This window comes from Pseudomonas guangdongensis (assembly GCF_900105885.1).
GTDB classification, from domain to species: Bacteria; Pseudomonadota; Gammaproteobacteria; order Pseudomonadales; family Pseudomonadaceae; genus Geopseudomonas; species Geopseudomonas guangdongensis.
The window spans coordinates 1,092,096-1,115,030 of sequence record NZ_LT629780.1; the positions used below are offsets into that span (position 1 = coordinate 1,092,096).

Below are 22,935 nucleotides of genomic sequence, written 5' to 3' on the forward strand. Positions count from 1 at the left end.
GCGCAAAGAGAAACCCCCGACCAGCGTGCGCTGATCGGGGGTTCGGTATAGGTGCTTGACGATGACCTACTCTCACATGGGGAAGCCCCACACTACCATCGGCGATGCGTCGTTTCACTGCTGAGTTCGGGATGGGATCAGGTGGTTCCAACGCTCTATGGTCGTCAAGCAATTCGGTTGGGATCTCGCCGTGGCGCGACCCCGAATCAGGTATGTGATAGCGGTGTTTCTATTCGGTATTTGCGGTTCATGCAAGCTTTCGGCCTGTCACACGCAACAATTGTCAGATTGTTTGGGTGTTATATGGTCAAGCCTCACGGGCAATTAGTATCGGTTAGCTCAACGCCTCACAGCGCTTACACACCCGACCTATCAACGTCGTAGTCTTCGACGACCCTTCAGGAAGCTCAAGGCTTCAGTGAGATCTCATCTTGAGGCAAGTTTCCCGCTTAGATGCTTTCAGCGGTTATCTTTTCCGAACATAGCTACCCGGCAGTGCCACTGGCGTGACAACCGGAACACCAGAGGTTCGTCCAACCCGGTCCTCTCGTACTAAGGTCAGCCCCTCTCAAATCTCAAACGTCCACGGCAGATAGGGACCGAACTGTCTCACGACGTTCTAAACCCAGCTCGCGTACCACTTTAAATGGCGAACAGCCATACCCTTGGGACCGGCTTCAGCCCCAGGATGTGATGAGCCGACATCGAGGTGCCAAACACCGCCGTCGATATGAACTCTTGGGCGGTATCAGCCTGTTATCCCCGGAGTACCTTTTATCCGTTGAGCGATGGCCCTTCCATACAGAACCACCGGATCACTAAGACCTACTTTCGTACCTGCTCGACGTGTCTGTCTCGCAGTCAAGCGCGCTTTTGCCTTTATACTCTGCGACCGATTTCCGACCGGTCTGAGCGCACCTTCGTACTCCTCCGTTACTCTTTAGGAGGAGACCGCCCCAGTCAAACTACCCACCATACACTGTCCTCGATCCGGATAACGGACCAGAGTTAGAACCTCAAGATTGCCAGGGTGGTATTTCAAGGATGGCTCCATGGAAACTGGCGTCTCCACTTCAAAGCCTCCCACCTATCCTACACAAGCAAGCTCAAAGTCCAGTGCAAAGCTATAGTAAAGGTTCACGGGGTCTTTCCGTCTAGCCGCGGATACACTGCATCTTCACAGCGATTTCAATTTCACTGAGTCTCGGGTGGAGACAGCGCCGCCATCGTTACGCCATTCGTGCAGGTCGGAACTTACCCGACAAGGAATTTCGCTACCTTAGGACCGTTATAGTTACGGCCGCCGTTTACCGGGGCTTCGATCAAGAGCTTCGCTTTCGCTAACCCCATCAATTAACCTTCCGGCACCGGGCAGGCGTCACACCCTATACGTCCACTTTCGTGTTTGCAGAGTGCTGTGTTTTTAATAAACAGTCGCAGCGGCCTGGTATCTTCGACCGGCGTGGGCTTACTGAGCAAGTCATTCACCCTCACCGGCGCACCTTCTCCCGAAGTTACGGTGCCATTTTGCCTAGTTCCTTCACCCGAGTTCTCTCAAGCGCCTTGGTATTCTCTACCCAACCACCTGTGTCGGTTTGGGGTACGGTTCCTAGTTACCTGAAGCTTAGAAGCTTTTCCTGGAAGCATGGCATCAACCACTTCGCATTCTAAAAGAACGCTCGTCATCAGCTCTCGGTCTTGAATTCCCGGATTTGCCTAAGAATTCGACCTACCACCTTAAACTTGGACAACCAACGCCAAGCTGGCCTAGCCTTCTCCGTCCCTCCATCGCAGTAACTAGAAGTACAGGAATATTAACCTGTTTCCCATCGACTACGCTCTTCAGCCTCGCCTTAGGGACCGACTAACCCTGCGTCGATTAACGTTGCGCAGGAACCCTTGGTCTTTCGGCGTGGGAGTTTTTCACTCCCATTGTCGTTACTCATGTCAGCATTCGCACTTCTGATACCTCCAGCCAGCTTCTCAACTGACCTTCACAGGCTTACAGAACGCTCCTCTACCGCTCATCCAAAGGATGAACCCGTAGCTTCGGTGTGTGGTTTGAGCCCCGTTACATCTTCCGCGCAGGCCGACTCGACTAGTGAGCTATTACGCTTTCTTTAAAGGATGGCTGCTTCTAAGCCAACCTCCTAGCTGTCTAAGCCTTCCCACATCGTTTACCACTTAACCACAACTTTGGGACCTTAGCTGACGGTCTGGGTTGTTTCCCTTTTCACGACGGACGTTAGCACCCGCCGTGTGTCTCCCACGCTGACACTTCCAGGTATTCGGAGTTTGCATCGGTTTGGTAAGTCGGGATGACCCCCTAGCCGAAACAGTGCTCTACCCCCTGGAGTGATACGTGAGGCGCTACCTAAATAGCTTTCGAGGAGAACCAGCTATCTCCGAGCTTGATTAGCCTTTCACTCCTATCCACAAGTCATCCCCTACCTTTTCAACGGGAGTGGGTTCGGTCCTCCAGTCAGTGTTACCTAACCTTCAACCTGCTCATGGATAGATCGCCCGGTTTCGGGTCTATACCCAGCGACTAAACGCCCTATTAAGACTCGCTTTCGCTACGCCTCCCCTATACGGTTAAGCTTGCCACTGAATATAAGTCGCTGACCCATTATACAAAAGGTACGCAGTCACCCAACAAAGTAGGCTCCCACTGCTTGTACGCATACGGTTTCAGGTTCTATTTCACTCCCCTCTCCGGGGTTCTTTTCGCCTTTCCCTCACGGTACTGGTTCACTATCGGTCAGTCAGTAGTATTTAGCCTTGGAGGATGGTCCCCCCATATTCAGACAAAGTTTCTCGTGCTCCGTCCTACTCGATTTCACTGCAAGGATCTTTTCGTATACGGGGCTATCACCCACTATGGCGGCACTTTCCAGAGCCTTCTACTAAAATCCAAGCAGCTTAAGGGCTAATCCCCGTTCGCTCGCCACTACTAAGGGAATCTCGGTTGATTTCTTTTCCTCAGGGTACTTAGATGTTTCAGTTCCCCTGGTTCGCCTCTTGCACCTATGTATTCAGTACAAGATACCCAGCTTATGCTGAGTGGGTTTCCCCATTCAGAGATCTCCGGATCAAAGTCTGTTTGCCGACTCCCCGAAGCTTATCGCAGGCTACCACGTCTTTCATCGCCTCTGACTGCCAAGGCATCCACCGTATGCGCTTATTCACTTGACCATATAACCCCAAGCAATCTGTGATCCGAGGATCTGATTGACTGTGATTATGTGCGTGAATGTCGACATTCGCCGAAAACTTGCGCTTGAACTCGCAAATTTTACCTTGACTTGAATGATCACCAGTGAAAGAGATCATTCAGTCTACTTCTATCACATACCCGAATTTTTAAAGAACGTCTGGCGATAAGACCAGAAATCAATGCTCGTTTCGCACTGCATGTTGCAGTACAAGCACTCATTTCTGAGCTTGGCGATTAAGTGGTGGAGCCAAGGAGGATCGAACTCCTGACCTCCTGCGTGCAAAGCAGGCGCTCTCCCAGCTGAGCTATGGCCCCATCTTTCGATCAGCCTGCGCACCACGACAATTGGTGGGTCTGGGCAGATTCGAACTGCCGACCTCACCCTTATCAGGGGTGCGCTCTAACCAACTGAGCTACAGACCCAATCGCCTTTCGCGAGTGAATCAAGCAATTCGTGTGGGAGCTTATGAGGAAGCTGAAGTCTTCGATTAAGGAGGTGATCCAGCCGCAGGTTCCCCTACGGCTACCTTGTTACGACTTCACCCCAGTCATGAATCACTCCGTGGTAACCGCCCTCCCTAAGGTTAGACTAGCTACTTCTGGAGCAACCCACTCCCATGGTGTGACGGGCGGTGTGTACAAGGCCCGGGAACGTATTCACCGTGACATTCTGATTCACGATTACTAGCGATTCCGACTTCACGCAGTCGAGTTGCAGACTGCGATCCGGACTACGATCGGTTTTGTGGGATTAGCTCCACCTCGCGGCTTGGCAACCCTCTGTACCGACCATTGTAGCACGTGTGTAGCCCTGGCCGTAAGGGCCATGATGACTTGACGTCATCCCCACCTTCCTCCGGTTTGTCACCGGCAGTCTCCTTAGAGTGCCCACCATAACGTGCTGGTAACTAAGGACAAGGGTTGCGCTCGTTACGGGACTTAACCCAACATCTCACGACACGAGCTGACGACAGCCATGCAGCACCTGTGTCAGAGCTCCCGAAGGCACCAATCCATCTCTGGAAAGTTCTCTGCATGTCAAGGCCAGGTAAGGTTCTTCGCGTTGCTTCGAATTAAACCACATGCTCCACCGCTTGTGCGGGCCCCCGTCAATTCATTTGAGTTTTAACCTTGCGGCCGTACTCCCCAGGCGGTCAACTTATCGCGTTAGCTTCGTTACTAAGTTCTCAAGGAACCCAACAACTAGTTGACATCGTTTACGGCGTGGACTACCAGGGTATCTAATCCTGTTTGCTCCCCACGCTTTCGCACCTCAGTGTCAGTATCAGTCCAGGTGGTCGCCTTCGCCACTGGTGTTCCTTCCTATATCTACGCATTTCACCGCTACACAGGAAATTCCACCACCCTCTACCGTACTCTAGCTCAGTAGTTTTGGATGCAGTTCCCAGGTTGAGCCCGGGGCTTTCACATCCAACTTGCTGAACCACCTACGCGCGCTTTACGCCCAGTAATTCCGATTAACGCTTGCACCCTTCGTATTACCGCGGCTGCTGGCACGAAGTTAGCCGGTGCTTATTCTGTTGGTAACGTCAAGACAGCAAGGTATTAACTGACTGCCCTTCCTCCCAACTTAAAGTGCTTTACAATCCGAAGACCTTCTTCACACACGCGGCATGGCTGGATCAGGCTTTCGCCCATTGTCCAATATTCCCCACTGCTGCCTCCCGTAGGAGTCTGGACCGTGTCTCAGTTCCAGTGTGACTGATCATCCTCTCAGACCAGTTACGGATCGTCGCCTTGGTGAGCCATTACCTCACCAACTAGCTAATCCGACCTAGGCTCATCCGATAACGCAAGGCCCGAAGGTCCCCTGCTTTCTCCCGTAGGACGTATGCGGTATTAGCGTTCCTTTCGAAACGTTATCCCCCATTACCGGGCAGATTCCTAGGCATTACTCACCCGTCCGCCGCTGAATCCGGTAGCAAGCTACCTTCATCCGCTCGACTTGCATGTGTTAGGCCTGCCGCCAGCGTTCAATCTGAGCCATGATCAAACTCTTCAGTTCAAATCAATCTGGGTTTTGAGAAAACCCTAAACTTGGCTCAGCAATCGCAAAAAACTCTCGAATTCACGAGTGTTACTTGTGATGCTGATAATCTTGCGACTGTCAGTCTTATCTCACAAGCACCCACACGAATTGCTTGATTCAACTTGTTAAAGAGCGTTTCGACCGAGCCAGTGTTTCGTCTCAACCGAGGCCGCGCATTCTACAGCAGCCTTTCAACCTGTCAAGCGATTTTTGAAAATTTCTTTTCAATTCAATCGCCTGGCGCCTTTCAGGCTGCTTGTCTGTCTGGCGTGGAGGTGAATCATACAGCATCGAAAATGCCTGTCAACACCTCTTTCAACTTTCTGATCTGTCGTTTAGCTCTGAGAAGAACATCTGCAAAAGCACACACAGAAAAGATGGCGCATCCGGCGGGATTCGAACCCACGACCACCGCCTTCGGAGGGCGATACTCTATCCAGCTGAGCTACGGATGCGTTGAACCTGTAATCCTAACGCTGCACTTAGCGGTTACCGGATTCCCGATTACGCGGCGCGGCGTGAAGCGTTACGCCGCGCATGATACGCGCCTCGGTCAGCGGAGTCCATGCGCTTGACGCAGCATCGTCGCCCGGCCATCGCGCGAGCGACGATGGTCGGGCGGGGGAACAGGCCGCGATGACTGAAGCGCAAATTGCCGCTCAACCACCGTCTTCTGGCCGATACTCTTCGGCAGGGTTGCAGCGCAGGCCGCCACCCGGCAGTTCGAGGATCATGGCCGAGCCGTCGGCCGCTGCGAGGTCATCATGGACAAGAGCAACGCTTCTCTGCTGCAACGCCGCGCGGACGCCGTCGCCCGTGGCGTCAGCCAGATCCACCCGATTGTCGCCGAGCGGGCGCAGGGGTGTACGGTGGTCGACGTCGAGGGTCGCGAGTACCTCGACTTCAGCGGCGGCATCGCCGTGCTGAATACCGGTCACCTGCACCCTAAGGTGGTCGACGCCGTGCAGGCGCAGCTCGGCAAGCTGACCCACACCTGCTTCCAGGTGCTGGCTTACGAGCCTTACATCGCGCTGTGCGAACGGATCAATGCGCTGGTACCCGGCGATTTCATCAAGAAGTCGCTGCTGGTCACCACCGGTGCCGAGGCGGTGGAAAACGCGGTGAAGATCGCCCGCGCCGCCACCGGACGGGCCGGGGTGATCGCCTTCACCGGCGGCTACCACGGGCGCACGATGATGACCCTGTCGATGACCGGCAAGAAGGTGCCCTATGCCGCCGGCATGGGCCTGATGCCCGGCGGCGTCTACCGCGCCCGCTTTCCCTGCGCGCTGCATGGCGTCAGCGTCGACGACGCCCTGGCGAGCATCGAGCAGGTGTTCAAGAACGATGCCGAGCCGCGCGACATCGCCACCATCGTCATCGAGCCGGTGCAGGGCGAAGGCGGCTTCCACCCCTGCCCGCCCCGTTTCATGCAGCAGCTGCGCGCCCTGTGCGACCGTCACGGCATCCTGTTGATCGCCGACGAGGTGCAGACCGGCGCCGGGCGCACCGGCAGCTTCTTCGCCATGGAGCAGATGGGGGTGGCCGCCGACCTGACCACCTTCGCCAAGTCGATCGCCGGCGGCTTCCCGCTGGCCGGAGTGTGCGGCCGTGCCGAAGTGATGGATGCCATCGCACCCGGCGGCCTGGGCGGCACCTATGCCGGCAATCCGCTGGCCTGCGCCGCCGCACTGGCGGTGCTGGAAGTGTTCGAGGAGGAGCGCCTGCTGGAGCGCGCGCGGGTCATCGGCGAGCGCCTGCAGACGGGGCTTCAGGCGCTGCAGGCACGCCATAGACAGATCGTCGAGGTCCGCGGCCTGGGCGCCATGCAGGCGATCGAGCTGGGCGAGCAGGGCGACCCGCGGGTGCCGGCCACGGCGCTGACCGCCCGGCTGGTCGCACGCGCCCGCGACAGGGGACTGATCCTGCTGTCCTGCGGCGCCTACGGCAACATCCTGCGCATCCTGGTACCGCTGACCGTCAGCGATGCGCAACTCGATCGGGGCCTGGCAATCCTCGGCGACTGCCTGGACGCCGCGGACTGAGCAGGCTTCTTCAGGCCTGCAGCGGGGCGATCACGCAGCGGTCGCGCCCGCTGTGCTTGGCCTCGAGCAGAGCACTGTCGGCACGGTTGAGGGTCTGCGAGTAGCCTTCCCCGGGGTGCTGCTCGGCGACGCCGAAACTGGCGCTGATCGACAAGCGCTCGCCGGCGACGCACAGGTCGAGATCGCGCAACCGGCCGCGCAGCCTTTCGATCACCGGCACCGCGATGTTCAGCGAGGTTTCCGGCAGCAGCAGCAGGAACTCCTCGCCGCCCCAGCGGCCGCACAGATCGTAGCCGCGCACCGCGCCCTGCAGCACCGCGGCGATCTGGCTGAGCACCTGGTCGCCGACGTCGTGGCCCCAGGTGTCGTTGATCTGCTTGAAGTGGTCGACGTCGACCATCGCCAGGACGAACGGCTGGGCGCCGCACTGGCTGCGTTGCTCCTCGTCGCGCAACCGCTCCATCAGCATGCGCCGGTTGGGCAGGCCGGTGAGGGCGTCGCGCAGCGAGGCCTCCTTGAGCGCCAGGTTGAGATCGCGGAGCATGTCCTGGTAGCGGTCGGAAATCCGCGCCACCTTTTCCAGCTGGCGCAGCTGGCGATGGTAGCGCTCGGACAGCGAGAGGTTCTGCTCGCGGGCCAGCGACTGGTAGCCGTCGGAGATCCGCGCGATGCGCTCCAGGCGCGACAGCTGGTCGAGGTTCTGCTGCTGCAGACGCGCCAGCGCCTCGCGCAGCGGATGACCATAGTGCTGCGGATCGCTCAGCAGGCTCTCGACCAGTTGATCCAGTTCGCGCTCGGCGCTCATGACGCTCACCCCTCGTAGGGCAGGATGGCGAAGGGGAAGCTGCAGTCCTCGCGGAACTCTTCGGCCAGTTCGGCGACCCGCTCGTTGCGGCTGTCGTAGTGCCAGTTGACGCTCACCGGCAGGCCGTCGCGGTGGGCGTCCTCGAGCAGGTCGAAGATGTCCATCAGCGCCTTGATCGAGCTGGTGTTGAGGTACAGCAGGCGCAGTTCCAGTTGCAGCGGACGGCCCGCCTCGCGCAGGAAGCGCTCGACCCAGTCGATCACCTGGCCGAACAGCTCGAAGGAGTTTTCCGGGTAGGAGTCGCCCTGCATGGCCAGCAGGCCCGCGTCCCAGTCGCCCTGGATGGCCGGCGAGGACTGGGTGCCGGGGATGTTCAGTTCAGTCATGGTCATACTCGTATTCGGTTGCATCAGATCACCGCGCGCAGGCTGAAGAAGGCGCGACCATCGGCCTGCGCCTTGAGCGAGGCCACCAGCGGCACGCTGGACTTGCGGGCGATGTCCAGCAGGCCAAGGCCGGCGCCGCTGGCGCTGCCCGCCTCGCGCGGCTTGCGCAGTTGTTCCTTGTAGGCGGCCTTGAGCTGGACCTTGTCCAGTCCGCCCAGGCCCTCGACGATCTGCAGCAGGCGCTCGCCGTCGGCGCGCTCGACCAGGTTGCCGGCCGATACCTGGTAGTGGCCCTGTTCGTCGCGGGCGATGGCCACGGTGGCCGAGGCGTCCTGCTCGCCGTAGCCCTGCTGCAGGGCGTAGTGGCGGATGTTCTGGGTCATCTCGATGTACACGGCGAACACGTCCATGGCCGCCGACGGCTGGGCCTGTTCGGCGGCCAGGTAGTTGCGCAGGGCGTTGCCGATCTCCTCGATCAGGCTGCGCGAGATCGGTCCGTTGAAGCACAGCATGATGCGCTGCTGCGTATAGCTCTCGCGCATGGCCAGCAGGTCGAGCATATCCATGGGATGTTTTCCCCTAGTCGAAGCGGAAGGAAAGAACGGTGATGTCGTCGCGCTGCGGCTGGCCGCCCTGGTAGGCCTCCAGGCTGGCGACGAACAGTTCGGCCTGCTCGCGCAGCGGGCGGCGGGCATGACTGCGCAGCAGTTCGATGAAGCGCGCGTTGCCGAAGCCGAAACCGTGCTCGCCGCCGGCCTGGTCGAGGAAACCGTCGGTGCACAGGTAGAAGGTCCAGCCCGGCTGCACGCGCATCTCCTGGTTGTGGTACTCGCCCTGGCGCTTGTCGCCCAGCGCGCGGCGGCCACCCTTGAGTTCCTGCACCTGCTCGCCGTCGCAGGCGAACAGCGCGATCTTCGCCCCGGCGAACAGCAGGCGGTGGCTGTGACGGTCGATCCACACCAGTCCGGCGTCCATGTTGGTGGCCAGCGCGCGCGACACCTGCTCCTCGCGCAGCATGCCGCGGATGGTGCGGTCGGTCTCGTGGAGGATCTGCGCCGGGTCGGCGGCACCGACCACGCTGACCGCATGGTCGATGGCCGCGCGCGCCAGCATGGTCATCAGCGCGCCGGGCACGCCGTGACCGGCGCAGTCGACCACGCCGAGCAGGTAGCCTTCGGCGCTTTCGCGATAGACGTAGAAGTCGCCGCCGACCACGTCGCGCGGCTTCCACAGCACGAAGTGGCGCTCGTCCAGCGAGGCCGACAGCTGCCGGTCGGGCAGGATGGCGCGCTGGATCAGGCTGGCGTAGTCGATGGAGTCGTCGATCTTCTTGTGCGCGGCGGCCATCTCGCGGTTGGCCTGCTCCAGCGCCAGGGTGCGCTCGCGGACCTTGCCCTCCAGCTCGGCGGTGTGCCGGCTGACCTGGGCGGCCATGCTGGCGAAGGCCGCCGACAGCTCGCCCAGCTCGTCGCCGCGCGGCGACGGCAGGTCGGTGTGGTAATAGCCGGCGGCGATCGCCTTGGCCGAATGCTTGAGGCGCTGCAGCGGATGCAGCAGCAGGCGCTCCACCGCATAGGCGAAGCCCAGCAGCAGGGCGGCCAGCAGCACCACCAGGGTGCCCAAGAGCGGCCAGACCCAGCGGTTGTCGAGGGCGCGCACCGCATGCAGGTCGGCCTGGGTCAGCAGGTGCCAGCCCAGCGGTTCTATATAGGTGAGCGCCAGCAGGTGCTCGACGCCGCCGATCCGCGCGTTGAGCAGCTGCACCGCGTCGGGATTGTCTTCGGCGCGGCGCATGGCGGCGCGCAGCGCCTCGCGCTGGTCGTCCTCCAGCAGGTCGAAGACCCGGCTGCGCGCCTGCCCGGCCAGTTCGTCGACGCCGGAGCTGTAGGCGATCAGCCGGGCATCCGGGTGCGCCTGGATGGCGCCGTCGGCGGAGACGATCATCGGCGTGATACCCGCCTCGTGGCTGACCATGAAGGCTTCGAGGAAGCTGCTGAGGTCGAGGCCGGTGCCGGCCAGGCCGAGGCGCTCGACGCCGTCGCGCACCTGCACGTTGAACCACACCTTGGTGACCTTGAGCTTGTGGTCGATGTTGACGTTCAGGTTGTAGCGCGCGTCGCTGCGCAGGCTGGCGAAGAACCAGGCGTCCTCGGGATCGTCCGGGTCGAGCACATAGCGCGGTGCGGCGGAAAAGCCCTGGCGGGCGTCGTTGAAGTAGTAGCCGCGGCTGCCGGCGGCGATGACGAAGTAGGAGCGGTCGCGAAAATCGCCGCGATAGCCCTCGGCCTCGGCGAAGAACGCCTGGCTGCGCTGGGCGTCGGCCTCGTCGCGCAGCCACTGGCGGGTCAGCTGCGAGTCGGCCAGGCGCTGCGCCAGGGCCAGCTCGCGGGCCACCGGGGCGAGGATGCGCTCGCGGTGCAGCAGGGTGAAGTTGCGCACGTAGGCCTCGCCGAAGTGCTGGCGGATGTCCTCCATGGCCCGCCAGCCGAGCAGGATCGACGGGATCAGCGCCAGAACGCAGGCCAGCAGCAACGCCAGCACCGATTTGCTCCGCAATCCCCAGTTTGCCGCCATGCTCCACCCTCGAATCCGTCCGCCTCGCGCGGCCGACGCAGCGGGCATTGTGCAGTCGGTCACAGGCGACTGCAATCGGCTCGCCGGCACCGGGCGCATCCGCCGCGCCGCGCGCCCGCCTCCGCGCGGAGGCGGGCGCTCCGGCTCAGGGCGCCGGGTTCGGCTGCGCGGTGTGGATCGCCTCGATGCTCGCCAGCACGGCATCGCTCAGCACCAGGTCGAGGCTGGCGATATTGCTGTCCAGCTGCTCCAGGGTGGTGGCGCCGATGATGTTGCTGGTGACGAACGGCCGGCCGGTGACATAGGCCAGCGCCAGCTGCGCCGGGTCGAGACCGTGTTCGCGGGCCAGGGCCACGTAGGCGCTGGCCGCCTGGCGGGCCAGCGGCGCGTTGTAGCGCTGGAAGCGCTCGAAGCGGGTCAGCCGGCCCTGGGGCGGGCGGGCGCCGTCCTCGTACTTGCCGGACAGCAAGCCGAAGGCCAGCGGCGAATAGGCCAGCAGGCCGACCTGCTCGCGGATCGCCATCTCCGCCAGACCCACCTCGAAGCTGCGGTTGAGCAGGTTGTAGGGGTTCTGGATCGACACCGGCCGCGGCCAGCCGCGGGTTTCGGCCAGTTGCAGGAAGCGGTGCAGACCCCAAGGCGTCTCGTTGGACAGACCGATGTGGCGGATCTTGCCGCTCCGCACCAGCTCGTCGAGCACTTCCAGGGAGTCCTCGATGGGCGTGATGTGGGCGTCCGGGTCGTGGCGGTAGCCGAGCTGGCCGAAGAAGTTGGTCGCCCGGTCCGGCCAGTGCAGCTGGTAGAGGTCGATGTAGTCGGTCTGCAGGCGACGCAGGCTGCCTTCGACGGCGGCGATCAGGTTGGCGCGGTCGTGATGCGGCTGGCCGCCGCGGATGTGCTGGATGCCGTTGCCCGGCGCGGCGGCCTTGCTGGCGACGATCCACTGCGCGCGCCCGCCGTGGCGCTTGAAGTAGTTGCCGATGATCGTCTCGGTGGCGCCGCAGGTCTCGGCCCGGGGCGGCACCGGGTACATCTCGGCGGTGTCGATGAAGTTGATCCCGGCGGCCCGGGCGCGGTCGATCTGGGCGAAACCTTCGGCCTCGCTGTTCTGTTCGCCCCAGGTCATGCTGCCCAGCGCCAGCGCGCTGACCCGGATGTCGGTGGTGCCGAGAGGACGGTAGAGCATCTGCCAACTCCTGTGCAAAAGGGCGATTCTAGGCGATGCGCGGCGCCCCCGGCAGGGCGACGCCGGGCGCTACCGGGACTTCGGGCGGGGATGGCGCTACGGCGCCCTCAGCGATAGAGGTCGGCGCGGCTCCACGGCAGGTCGTGGGAGCCATCGGCGCGCGGACGCACGGCGAGGATCTGGTGCAGGTTGATCCACTCGCGCTCGAACGCGTAGGCGCAGCCGGCCAGATACAACCGCCAGATGCGCAGGGCGCGCTCGTGGACCAGCCGCGCCGCCTCGTCCAGGCGCTGCTCCAAGCGCTCGCTCCACAGGTGCAGGGTGCGCGCGTAGTGCAGGCGCAGGCTTTCCACGTCGACCACTTCCAGGCCGGCCTCGCTCATGCGCGCCACCGCGGTGGCCAGGTGCGGCAGCTCGCCGTGGGGAAACACGTAGCGGTCGATGAACTCGCCGCCGCCGCGGCCGACCGGGCGGCCGTCGGTGTGCTTGGCGGTGATGCCGTGGTTGAGCACCAGCCCGCCCGGCTTCACCGCGCGCTGCAGGGTCTGGAAATACACCGCCAGGTTGGCATGGCCGACATGCTCGAACATGCCGACGCTGACCACCTTGTCGAAACGGCCATCGGCCGGCAGGTCGCGGTAGTCGCGGTAGTCCAGCTGCACGCGCCCCTGCAGCCCTTCGGCCAGCACCCGCTCGCGGGCCAGCGCCAGCTGCTCGCGGCTGAGGGTGATGCCGTAGACCTCGGCGCCGTACTCGCGGGCGGCGAAGCGCGCCAGCCCGCCCCAGCCGCAACCGACGTCGAGCAGCCGCTCGCCGGGCGCCAGGCGCAGCTTGCGGCACAGATGGCGCAGCTTGGCCTGCTGGGCGCTGTCGAGGTCCTCCGCGCCGGTCTCGTAGTAGGCGCAGGAATAGACCATGTCGCGGTCCAGCCACAACCGGTAGAAGTCGTTGGACAGGTCGTAGTGGTAGTGGATGTCGGCCGCATCGCTGGCGCGGTCGTGGGCGGCCCGCGACGGCGGCGCGGCGTCGTGTTCGTCGAGCAGCGCGGCGCTGAGCCGGTCGGCCAGGCGGATCACCGCCGCCATCGAGCCCTGCAGGTCCATGGCGCCCTCGACGTAGGCGCTGCCCAGCAGGTCGAGGCTGGGCCGGCCGAGGCGGCTCAGCAGCTGCGGGTCGCGCACCACCAGGGTGACCTCGGGATCGGGGCCGAGATCCAGTTGGTGCCCGTCCCACAGGCGCAGCCGCAGGGGCAGCTGCAGGCCGCGCAACGCGGCGGGAAGTTGCGCCAGCATGATCGTTCCTCCTGCAAGGGCAGCATGCCCTCCCAAGGGTAGACCAGTGGCGCCGGCTTGCCGCCGCCGCGCCGAGCGGCCCGCTCGGCGTGGCGTGGGGCGATAAGGTGCCGTCCTGTCGACCGCTGCTTCAGCGCCCCAACGCAGCGACGCCGCAGACGGAGCCCGCCTGCACACGAATCGGGCTACTCAGGTACTACGGCATCGCCCTCCCCTCCCTCGGGAATGGGCGCAGCCAGCACCTTGTCGATACGCTTGCCATCCATATCCACCACCTCGAATCGCCAACCGGCCCAGTCCACATGGTTCCCCGTACCGGGTACCCGGCCGAGCAGCAGCATGATCATGCCGCTGATGGTGTGGTAGCGCCCCTTGTCTTCCTCGGGGACGCTCTTGAGTTGCAGACGGTCCTTCATCTCGGGAATCGGAATGGCGCCATCCAGCAACCAGGAACCATCGGCGCGCTGGACAGCCCAGGCATCCTCGGCATTGCGCGGCGTGAACTCGCCGGTCACCGCTTCCAGGACATTCTGCAGCGTCACGATCCCCTCGATTTCGCCGTACTCGTCGATGACGAAGGCCATCTGCAGGTCATTGGCACGAAACTCTTCGAGCAGCTCCATGCCCGTCAGGGTTTCCGGGACATAGACGCAGGTCTGGAGGTTGGCCGAGAAGTCCGGCACCTCGCCCCTGGCCACACAGGCCAGGGCCTGCTTGGCATGGATGACGCCCAGCAGCTTGTCGAGGCTGCCATCGCAGACCGGGAAGCGCGTGTGCTCCGACTCGATCAGGATCTGCAGGTTCTCTTCGGGCGAGCGACGGATATCGACACACACGACATCCGAGCGCGGAATCATCAGCGAGCCCAGCTGGCGATCATCGAGGCGGAACACGTTGCGCACCATCTCGTGCTGGTGTTGCTCGATGACACCGGCCTCGGAACCCTCCTCCAGCAGGGCGTGGATCTCCTCCTCGGTGACGCTGCTATGGCTGCTCTGCTTGATGCCCATCAGGCGCAGCAAGGCATGGGTGGATACCGTCAGCAGCATGACGAACGGGCGGGTCAGCAGAGCCAGCACCTGCATCGGGCGCGCGACCAGTCGAGCAATCGACTCCGGACTGATCTGCCCGATGCGTTTGGGCACCAGCTCGCCCACCACGATGGAAACGTAGGTCACGACAATGACGACCGTGGCGGTGGCACCGATGCCGGCCGCATCTTCCGCCACGCCGAACGATTGCAGCCACTGCGACAGCGGACCGGCCAGCACGGCCTCACCGACGATACCGTTGAGGATGCCGATGGAAGTGATGCCGATCTGGATGGTCGACAGGAACGTGGTGGGGTCTTCCCCCAGCTTGAGGGCCACGGCGGCCGAACTGTCGCCATCGGCTGCCAGCTTCATCAGCCGCGCCTTGCGCGCCGTGACCAGGGCAAGCTCGGACATGGCGAAGATGCCGTTCAGCACGATCAGGCCGATCAGAAGCAGAATTTCCATGGCGGGCACCGTGAGTCAGCGGGACAGAAGGGAGAGGAGCACGGAGCCGGTGTGGAGTCGGCTGGAGTGGGTATGCAGCGGAGGGCGCTGGTGGTGCAGGTGAGGCGTGGCGACGGGAAGCGCCAACTATGACTGTCCATGAAAGGATCGAATTCGCCTAGAAAGGTGGGCAGGAAGGAAGATTTTACAAGCGGGGGAAACGGCGCCCAAGCACTGCCGCGGGCAGCTGATTGCCAGTTATTTCCGCCAGCAGCCGGCGCGGCCCGAGCCGCGATCGAGTCCTGCGGGAGAACTGACGTTTCCTCCCGACCGCGCCGTGCTTGCGGGCCTTACGCTGCGCATCGCGAAAGCAGCGCCCTTATCGCCTGCGACAGGACGCGCTTCGTACCTCTTTCGCCGCCAGAGCCCGCACGCTCGGCCCAGGAATGAAGTTCCATGCGCAGGGACGGGCGTTGATTGCGGGCCGCCAATAAAGACTCATTCTTCCCTAGCCACCTTCTGGCGGTTTCCGGAGTACGGCGCCGCCCCCAAGTTTCATCCTCGCCATGTTCGGCGCCGTTCGCTGCACTGCACATGGGGCGCATCAGACCGCGACTTCTGCGCCAGGATGAAACTTTATGGGTGCAGATAACTTTATGTCATCCCACAGCGCCGGCTTATTCCACGGTGACGCTCTTGGCCAGGTTGCGCGGCTGGTCGACGTCGGTGCCCTTGAGCACGGCGACGTGGTAGGACAGCAGTTGCAGCGGGAGGGTGTAGAGGATCGGCGCGAGCAGGTCGTGGATCGGCGGCATGGCCACCACGTGGGTGCCCTCGCCGTTGCCCATCCCCGCCTCGCGGTCGGCGAACACCACCAGCTGGCCGCCGCGGGCACGGACTTCCTGCAGGTTGGACTTGAGCTTTTCCAGCAGCTCGTTGTTGGGCGCCACGGTGACCACCGGCATGTCGCTGTCGACCAGCGCCAGCGGGCCGTGCTTGAGCTCGCCGGCCGGGTAGGCCTCGGCGTGGATGTAGGAGATTTCCTTGAGCTTCAGTGCGCCTTCCAGCGCCACCGGGTACTGCGCGCCACGGCCGAGGAACAGGGTGTGGTGCTTCTCGGCGAACAGCGCGGCGACCTGCTCGACGGTCTTGTCCATGGCCAGGGCGTCCTGCAGGTGGCCCGGCAGACGGCGCAGCGCCTCGACCAGCCCGGCCTCGACGCCGGCGTCGAGGGTGCCGCGCACCCGGCCGAGGGCCAGGGTCAGCAGCAGCAGGCCGACCAGCTGGGTGGTGAAGGCCTTGGTCGAAGCCACGCCGATCTCCGGACCGGCGTTGGTCAGCAGGGTCAGGTCGGACTCGCGCACCAGCGAGCTGGTGCCGACGTTGCAGATCGCCAGGCTGGCCAGGTAGCCGAACTGCTTGGCGTTGCGCAGCGCCGCCAGGGTGTCGGCGGTCTCGCCGGACTGCGAGATGGTGACGAACAGCGAATCGGGCTGCACGGCGACCTTGCGGTACCGGAACTCGCTGGCCACCTCGACCTGACAGGGAATGCCGGTCAGCTCCTCCAGCCAGTAGCGGGCGACCATGCCGGCGTGGAAGCTGGTGCCGCAGGCGACGATCTGCACGTTGCGCACCTTGGCGAACAGCTCGGCCGCCTGCGGGCCGAAGGCCTGCACCAGCACATGGTCGCTGCCCAGACGGCCTTCCAGGGTGCGCTGCACCACCTTGGGCTGCTCGTGGATTTCCTTGAGCATGAAGTGGCGGTACTCGCCCTTCTCTGCCGCCTCGGCGCCCTCGTGGAACTGCACCGCCTCGCGCTGCACCTCGCGGCCCTCGGCATCCCAGATGCGCAGCGCATCGCGGCGGATCTCGGCGATGTCGCCCTCCTCCAGGTAGACGAAGCGGTCGGTGACCTGGCGCAGGGCCAGCGGGTCGGAGGCGAGGAAGTTCTCGCCCAGCCCCAGGCCGATCACCAGCGGGCTGCCGCTGCGCGCGGCGAGGATGCGGTCGGGCTGCGCGGCGCTGATCACCGCCAGGCCGTAGGCGCCGTGCAGCTCGCGGACCACCGCCTTGAGCGCGTCGGCCAGTTCGGGCAGGCGCTTGAGGGTATGGTGCAGCAGATGGACGATGGTCTCGGTGTCGGTCTGCGAGCTGAACACGTAGCCGAGTCCCTGCAGGCGCGCGCGCAGCGCCTCGTGGTTCTCGATGATGCCGTTGTGCACCACCGCCAGTGCCTCGCCGGAGAAGTGCGGGTGGGCGTTGGCTTCGCTGGGCACGCCGTGGGTGGCCCAGCGGGTGTGGGCGATGCCCAGGCGACCGGGCAGCGGCTCGTCGCTCAGCGCCTGCTCCAGCGCGGCGACCTTGCCGATCCGCCGGCTGCGGCGCAGCAGGCCGTCCGGGCCGCAGATGGCCACCCCGGCGCTGTCGTAGCCGCGGTATTCGAGGCGCTTGAGGCCCTCGATCAGGATGGCGCTGACGTTACGTTCGGCAATGGCTGCAACGATTCCGCACATGGGGCAGTTCTCCTTAGCTGGCGTCGACGGCGGCGCAGATCAGCTTGATGCCACGCGCCAGAATCTGTTCGCGCGCCTCGGCTGAGAGGCGCTCGTCGGTGATCAGGGTATGGATGCTGCTCCACGGCAGCTCCAGGTTGGGCATGCGCCGGCCGACCTTGTCGGCCTCGGCCATGACGATGACTTCGCGGGCCACCTCGGCCATCACCCGGGACAGGCCGAGCAGCTCGTTGAAGGTGGTGGTGCCGCGCGCCAGGTCGAGGCCGTCGGCGCCGATGAACAGCTGGTCGAAATCGTAGGAGCGCAGCACCTGCTCGGCGACCTGGCCCTGGAACGATTCCGAGTGCGGGTCCCAGGTGCCGCCGGTCATCAGCAGCACCGGCTCCTGCTCCAGTTCGCGCAGCGCGTTGGCCACGCTCAGCGAGTTGGTCATCACCACCAGGCCGGGGCGGCGGTCCAGTTCGGGAATCAGCGCCGCGGTGGTGCTGCCGCTGTCGACGACGATCCGCGCATGCTCGCGGAGGCAGCCGGCGGCGGCGCGGGCGATGGCCTGTTTCCACGGCGACAGCGGCGGCCCCGGCTCGGCGACCAGCTCCTGAGGTACCGGCACCGCGCCGCCGTAGCGGCGCAGCAGCAGGCCGTTGCTTTCCAGCGCGGCGAGATCCTTGCGGATGGTCACTTCCGACGTCTCGAAGTGCCGGGCCAGCGCCTCCACCTGCACCTCGCCGCGCTCGGCGAGCAGGGCGAGGATGGCGTGGCGGCGCTGCGGGGTGTTGCGTTTGGACATGCGCAAGTTTCGATTCGAAAGCTTCAGGGGGCGAATCAAAACCCAGCATGGCGCAGGCGTCAAGCCTCTGTGGATAAAAGGCGCCGACCGACACACGGCATGACTGTGGACAAATCCCCCGTCCGAGCTATCCACAGCCATCGCTCGCCAGACACGCCACGGCCCTGTGGACAAACGCATCGTGCCGTTATCCACAGGGCCGCATGGGCTCGCATTGTCTGCGCGTGGCCGGGTTATCCACAGCCGCGCCGGCGACTCAGCTCTTGGGCGACTTCTGCGGACGCTGCCAGCCGTCGATGTTGCGCTGGCGCGCGCGACCGACCGCCAGGGCGCTGTCCGGCACCGCGCTGGTGATCACCGAGCCGGCTGCGGTGGTGGCGCCGGCGCCGATGGTGACCGGCGCCACCAGCGAATTGTTGGTGCCGATGAAGGCATCCTCGCCGATCACCGTGCGGTGCTTGTTGGCGCCGTCGTAGTTGCAGGTGATGGTGCCGGCGCCGATGTTGCTGGCCGCGCCGATCTCGGCGTCGCCCAGGTAGGCCAGGTGGCCGGCCTTGGCGCCCGCCCCCATGACCGCGTTCTTCAGCTCGACGAAGTTGCCGACGTGGGCCCCGGCGCCCAGCACGCTGCCCGGACGCAGACGGGCGAACGGCCCGCAGTCGGCGCCCTCGCCCAGCTCGGCGCCGTCCAGGTGGCTGTGGGCCTTGACCACCGCGCCGCGGCGCAGGGTGCTGTTGCGGATCACACAGTGGGCGCCGATCTCGACGCCGTCCTCGATGACCACGCGGCCTTCGAGGATCACGTTGACGTCGATGACTACGTCGCGGCCGGCCGTCACCTCGCCGCGCACATCGAAGCGCGCCGGATCGAGCAGGGTCACCCCCTGGGCCATCAGTCGCCGCGCGGCGCGCTGCTGGTAGTGGCGCTCCAGCTGGGAAAGTTGCAGGCGGTCGTTGGCGCCCTGCACTTCCATGGCGTCCTCCGGCTGCGCGGTGGCCACCGTCAGACCGTCGGCCACCGCCATGGCGATCACGTCGGTCAGGTAGTACTCGCCCTGGGCGTTGCGGTTGGACAGCCGACCCAGCCAGTCGGCCAGGCGCGCGCCGGGCAGGGCGAGGATGCCGGTGTTGCCCTCGCGGATCGCCCGCTGCTCGGCGCTGGCGTCCTTCTGCTCGACGATGGCGGTGACCCGCCCCGCAGCGTCGCGGACGATGCGCCCGTAGCCGCTGGGGTCGGCCAGCTCGACGGTGAGCAACGCCAGCTGTTCGGGAGCGGCCTGGGCCAGCAGGCGCTCCAGGGTCGGCGCCTCGATCAGCGGCACATCGCCGTAGAGCACCAACACCCGCTCGGCCTGGATGAACGGCAGGGCCTGGGCCAGGGCGTGGCCGGTGCCGAGCTGCTGCTCCTGCAGCACGAAATTCAGGTCGGCGGCGGCCAGGCGCTCGCGCACCGCATCGGCGCCGTGGCCGATCACCACGTGGATGCGCTGCGGATTCAGCGCGCGGGCGGTGTCGATGACGTGGCCGAGCATGGCCTTGCCGGCCACCGGATGCAGGACCTTGGGCAGCGCCGAGCGCATGCGCGTGCCCTGGCCGGCGGCGAGAATGACGATTTCCAGACTCATCGGAGAACTTCCCTTGCGGCTCCGTGCCGACGACGGAGCGGAATGAAGACCTGTCGGCACCCCGACCCGGCGGGTTGCCGACAGGCGCAAAATGAAAAAAGGGAATAGCCAAGGCTATTCCCTTTTCCCATGCAGCGGAGTACTGACCCGGCGGGCGGATCAGTGCACCGAACCACCGAACTTCTTGCGCAGCTCCTGAATGGTCCGCAGCTGCGCGGCAGCCTCGGCCAGACGGGCGGCAGCGGTGGTGTAGTCGAACTCGGCGCCTTTTTCGTTGAGCGCCTTCTCGGCAGCCTTCTGGGCTTCGAGAGCGGCCGCCTCGTCGAGGTCGCCAGCACGGATCGCGGTGTCGGCGAGGACCTTCACCATGTTCGGCTGCACTTCGATGAAACCGCCGGAGATGTAGTACACCTCCTGCTCGCCACTCTGCTTGATCACCCGCACCGGACCGGGCTTGAGATCGGTCAGCAGCGGGGCGTGGCCCGGCAGAATACCGATATCGCCCATGTTGCCGTGGGCGACGACCATTTCCACCAGCCCCGAGAACAGCTCTTCTTCCGCACTGACGATGTCGCAGTGGACTGTCATAGCCATATTCATGCCTCGGTTAGCAGGCGGCGCCACCGGGGTAGCCGCCGCCTGGTCGAGCGCCCGCTAGCGGGCGCGCCAGTTACAGTTTCTTGGCTTTCTCGATGGCTTCGTCGATGCCGCCGACCATGTAGAACGCCTGCTCGGGCAGGTGGTCGAAATCGCCATTGAGGATGCCGGCGAAACCGCGGATGGTCTCTTTCAGCGACACGTACTTGCCCGGGGAGCCGGTGAAGACTTCGGCGACGAAGAACGGCTGGGACAGGAAGCGCTGGATCTTACGCGCGCGGGCCACCAGCAGCTTGTCCTGCTCGGACAGTTCGTCCATGCCGAGGATCGCGATGATGTCCTTCAGCTCCTTGTAGCGCTGCAGCACGTACTGCACGCCACGGGCGGTGTCGTAGTGCTCCTGGCCGATCACCAGCGGGTCCAGCTGACGGGAGGTGGAGTCGAGCGGATCGACCGCCGGGTAGATACCCAGGGAGGCGATGTCGCGGGACAGTACCACAGTGGCGTCGAGGTGGGCGAAGGTGGTCGCCGGGCTCGGGTCGGTCAGGTCGTCCGCGGGAACGTAGACGGCCTGCACCGAGGTGATCGAGCCGTTCTTGGTGGAGGTGATGCGCTCCTGCAGAACGCCCATCTCCTCGGCCAGGGTCGGCTGGTAACCCACGGCGGACGGCATACGGCCCAGCAGCGCAGACACTTCGGTACCGGCCAGGGTGTAGCGGTAGATGTTGTCGACGAACAGCAGAACGTCGCGGCCTTCGTCGCGGAACTTCTCGGCCATGGTCAGGCCGGTCAGGGCCACGCGCAGACGGTTGCCCGGCGGCTCGTTCATCTGGCCGTAGACCAGGGCGACCTTGTCCAGAACGTTGGAGTCCTTCATCTCGTGATAGAAGTCGTTACCTTCACGAGTCCGCTCGCCCACGCCGGCGAACACGGAGTAACCGCTGTGTTCCATGGCGATGTTGCGGATCAGCTCCATCATGTTCACGGTCTTGCCGACGCCGGCACCACCGAACAGACCGACCTTGCCGCCCTTGGCGAACGGGCAGATCAGGTCGATCACCTTGATGCCGGTTTCCAGCAGCTCGTTGCCGCCGGCCTGCTCGGCGTAGGAGGGCGCGGCGCGGTGGATGGTCCAGCGCTCTTCTTCGCCGATCGGACCCGCTTCGTCGATCGGGTTACCGAGGACGTCCATGATACGGCCCAGGGTGGCCTTGCCGACCGGCACGGAAATGCCGGCACCGGTGTTGCTCACGTTCAGACCGCGCTTGAGGCCTTCGGTGGAACCCATGGCGATGGTACGGACAATGCCGTCGCCCAGCTGCTGCTGGACTTCCAGGGTGGTTTGCGCGCCTTCGACCTTCAGCGCGTCATAGACGTTCGGCACCTGATCGCGCGGGAATTCCACGTCGATAACGGCGCCGATGATTTGAACGATACGTCCGCTACTCATGTCTGGTTCCTCTGAATATTTGAACCTGTCTTACACCGCGGCAGCGCCGCCGACGATTTCCGAGATCTCTTGGGTGATCGCAGCCTGACGCGCCTTGTTATAGATCAGCTGCAGATCCTTGATCAGCTGACCGGCGTTGTCGGTGGCATTCTTCATCGCGATCATCCGCGCCGCCTGCTCGCAGGCGCTGTTCTCGACCACGGACTGATACACCTGGGATTCGACAAAGCGAACCAGCAGGGCATCCAGCAGTTGCTGGGCGTCGGGCTCGTACAGGTAATCCCACAGTCCCTGCTTGGCGCCGTCATCGGCGTCACTGCTGGGAGCCAGGGGCAGCAATTGCTCGACCGCCGGCTTCTGAACCATGGTGTTGACGAACTTGTTGGATACCAGGTACAGGCGATCCAGCTGGCCGTCGTTGAACTTGTCCAGCATCACCTTGACGCTGCCGATCAGGTCTTTGACCGACGGCGCTTCGCCAAGCTGACCGACTGCAGCCACCACGTTGCCGCCGTAGCTGCGGAAGAAACTGGCGCCCTTGTTGCCGATGACGCAGAAATCTGCCTCAACGCCGGCATCGCGCCATTCCTTCATGTTTTTGATCAGGGCCTTGAACAGGTTGATGTTCAGGCCGCCGCAGAGACCACGGTCGCTCGACACCAGGATGTAGCCGACGCGCTTGACCGGACGCTCCACCATGAAGGCGTGGCGGTATTCCGGGTTCGCCTTGGCCAGATGACCGATCACCTGACGGATGCGCTCGGCGTAGGGACGGCTGGCTGCCATGCGCTGCTGAGCCTTGCGCATCTTGCTGACCGCCACTTTCTCCATGGCGCTGGTGATCTTCTGCGTGCTCTTGATGCTCGCAATCTTGCTGCGAATCTCTTTTGCGCCTGCCATTTGACACCTTTCTGGGTTAGCAGGCGGGAGC

14 protein-coding genes, 3 tRNA genes and 3 rRNA genes are annotated in these 22,935 nt (G+C 63.9%); 1 reads left to right on the forward strand and 19 read right to left on the reverse strand.

All coding sequences use genetic code 11. The annotated features are described in order from the left end of the window. Positions 1 to 53: 53 nt before the first annotated feature. From rrf to BLU22_RS05255, 6 genes are all read right to left on the reverse strand, one after another. Positions 54 to 169, reverse strand: a 5S ribosomal RNA gene (gene rrf, locus BLU22_RS05230). A 134-nt stretch (positions 170 to 303) separates the two neighbouring features. Then, a 23S ribosomal RNA gene (locus tag BLU22_RS05235) occupies positions 304 to 3,195 on the reverse strand. 261 nt (positions 3,196 to 3,456) lie between these two features. Continuing rightward, positions 3,457 to 3,532, reverse strand: a tRNA-Ala gene (locus BLU22_RS05240). Positions 3,533 to 3,563: 31 nt separating this feature from the next. Then, positions 3,564 to 3,640, reverse strand: a tRNA-Ile gene (locus tag BLU22_RS05245). A gap of 66 nt (positions 3,641 to 3,706) precedes the next feature. Further along, positions 3,707 to 5,243, reverse strand: a 16S ribosomal RNA gene (locus BLU22_RS05250). The 16S, 23S and 5S rRNA genes sit together here with 3 tRNA genes alongside, the layout of an rRNA operon. A 402-nt stretch (positions 5,244 to 5,645) precedes the next feature. Further along, positions 5,646 to 5,722, reverse strand: a tRNA-Arg gene (locus BLU22_RS05255). Between the two features lie 309 nt (positions 5,723 to 6,031). Here BLU22_RS05255 and gabT point away from each other — a divergent pair. Continuing rightward, the gene (gene gabT / locus BLU22_RS05260) at positions 6,032 to 7,312 is read left to right on the forward strand and encodes a 4-aminobutyrate--2-oxoglutarate transaminase (protein WP_090212678.1); all 1,281 of its coding nucleotides are present in this window, start codon (positions 6,032 to 6,034) and stop codon (positions 7,310 to 7,312) included. Positions 7,313 to 7,322: 10 nt separating this feature from the next. Here the strand turns inward: gabT and siaD are convergent, their stop codons facing one another. The 13 genes from siaD to atpG form a co-directional block, all read right to left on the reverse strand. Continuing rightward, a complete protein-coding gene (gene siaD / locus BLU22_RS05265; RefSeq protein ID WP_090212679.1) occupies positions 7,323 to 8,117 on the reverse strand; it encodes a biofilm regulation diguanylate cyclase SiaD in 795 nt (264 codons plus the stop codon). Between the two features lie 5 nt (positions 8,118 to 8,122). Continuing rightward, positions 8,123 to 8,503 carry a biofilm regulation phosphoprotein SiaC gene (gene siaC / locus BLU22_RS05270; RefSeq protein WP_090216279.1) on the reverse strand — a complete coding sequence of 127 codons (381 nt, stop codon included), beginning with the start codon at positions 8,501 to 8,503 and terminating at the stop codon, positions 8,123 to 8,125. Between the two features lie 23 nt (positions 8,504 to 8,526). Further along, positions 8,527 to 9,069, reverse strand: coding sequence for a biofilm regulation protein kinase SiaB (gene siaB / locus BLU22_RS05275; protein WP_090212681.1), 543 nt, complete (start codon positions 9,067 to 9,069; stop codon positions 8,527 to 8,529). A 13-nt stretch (positions 9,070 to 9,082) separates the two neighbouring features. Then, a complete protein-coding gene (gene siaA, locus BLU22_RS05280) occupies positions 9,083 to 11,077 on the reverse strand; it encodes a biofilm regulation protein phosphatase SiaA (protein WP_090212682.1) in 1,995 nt (664 codons plus the stop codon). A 145-nt stretch (positions 11,078 to 11,222) separates the two neighbouring features. Beyond that, positions 11,223 to 12,263: an NADP(H)-dependent aldo-keto reductase gene (locus tag BLU22_RS05285; RefSeq protein WP_090212683.1), complete on the reverse strand. Its 1,041-nt coding sequence runs from the start codon at positions 12,261 to 12,263 to the stop codon at positions 11,223 to 11,225. 107 nt (positions 12,264 to 12,370) lie between these two features. Continuing rightward, positions 12,371 to 13,555: a C17 cyclopropane fatty acid synthase CfaB gene (gene cfaB, locus BLU22_RS05290; RefSeq protein ID WP_090212685.1), complete on the reverse strand. Its 1,185-nt coding sequence runs from the start codon at positions 13,553 to 13,555 to the stop codon at positions 12,371 to 12,373. A gap of 185 nt (positions 13,556 to 13,740) precedes the next feature. After that, a complete protein-coding gene (locus BLU22_RS05295; RefSeq protein WP_090212686.1) occupies positions 13,741 to 15,054 on the reverse strand; it encodes a hemolysin family protein in 1,314 nt (437 codons plus the stop codon). Between the two features lie 656 nt (positions 15,055 to 15,710). Further along, a complete protein-coding gene (glmS, locus tag BLU22_RS05300) occupies positions 15,711 to 17,546 on the reverse strand; it encodes a glutamine--fructose-6-phosphate transaminase (isomerizing) (protein ID WP_090212688.1) in 1,836 nt (611 codons plus the stop codon). 13 nt (positions 17,547 to 17,559) lie between these two features. Further along, entirely contained in the window at positions 17,560 to 18,333 is a 774-nt protein-coding gene (locus BLU22_RS05305) for a DeoR/GlpR family DNA-binding transcription regulator (protein WP_090212689.1), read from the reverse strand. A 256-nt stretch (positions 18,334 to 18,589) separates the two neighbouring features. Further along, a complete protein-coding gene (glmU, locus tag BLU22_RS05310) occupies positions 18,590 to 19,957 on the reverse strand; it encodes a bifunctional UDP-N-acetylglucosamine diphosphorylase/glucosamine-1-phosphate N-acetyltransferase GlmU (RefSeq protein ID WP_090212691.1) in 1,368 nt (455 codons plus the stop codon). A gap of 159 nt (positions 19,958 to 20,116) precedes the next feature. After that, the gene (locus BLU22_RS05315; RefSeq protein WP_090212693.1) at positions 20,117 to 20,551 is read right to left on the reverse strand and encodes a F0F1 ATP synthase subunit epsilon; all 435 of its coding nucleotides are present in this window, start codon (positions 20,549 to 20,551) and stop codon (positions 20,117 to 20,119) included. 76 nt (positions 20,552 to 20,627) lie between these two features. Further along, positions 20,628 to 22,004: a F0F1 ATP synthase subunit beta gene (atpD, locus tag BLU22_RS05320; RefSeq protein WP_090212694.1), complete on the reverse strand. Its 1,377-nt coding sequence runs from the start codon at positions 22,002 to 22,004 to the stop codon at positions 20,628 to 20,630. Positions 22,005 to 22,034: 30 nt separating this feature from the next. After that, the gene (atpG, locus tag BLU22_RS05325; protein WP_090212696.1) at positions 22,035 to 22,904 is read right to left on the reverse strand and encodes a F0F1 ATP synthase subunit gamma; all 870 of its coding nucleotides are present in this window, start codon (positions 22,902 to 22,904) and stop codon (positions 22,035 to 22,037) included. Positions 22,905 to 22,935: the final 31 nt, after the last annotated feature.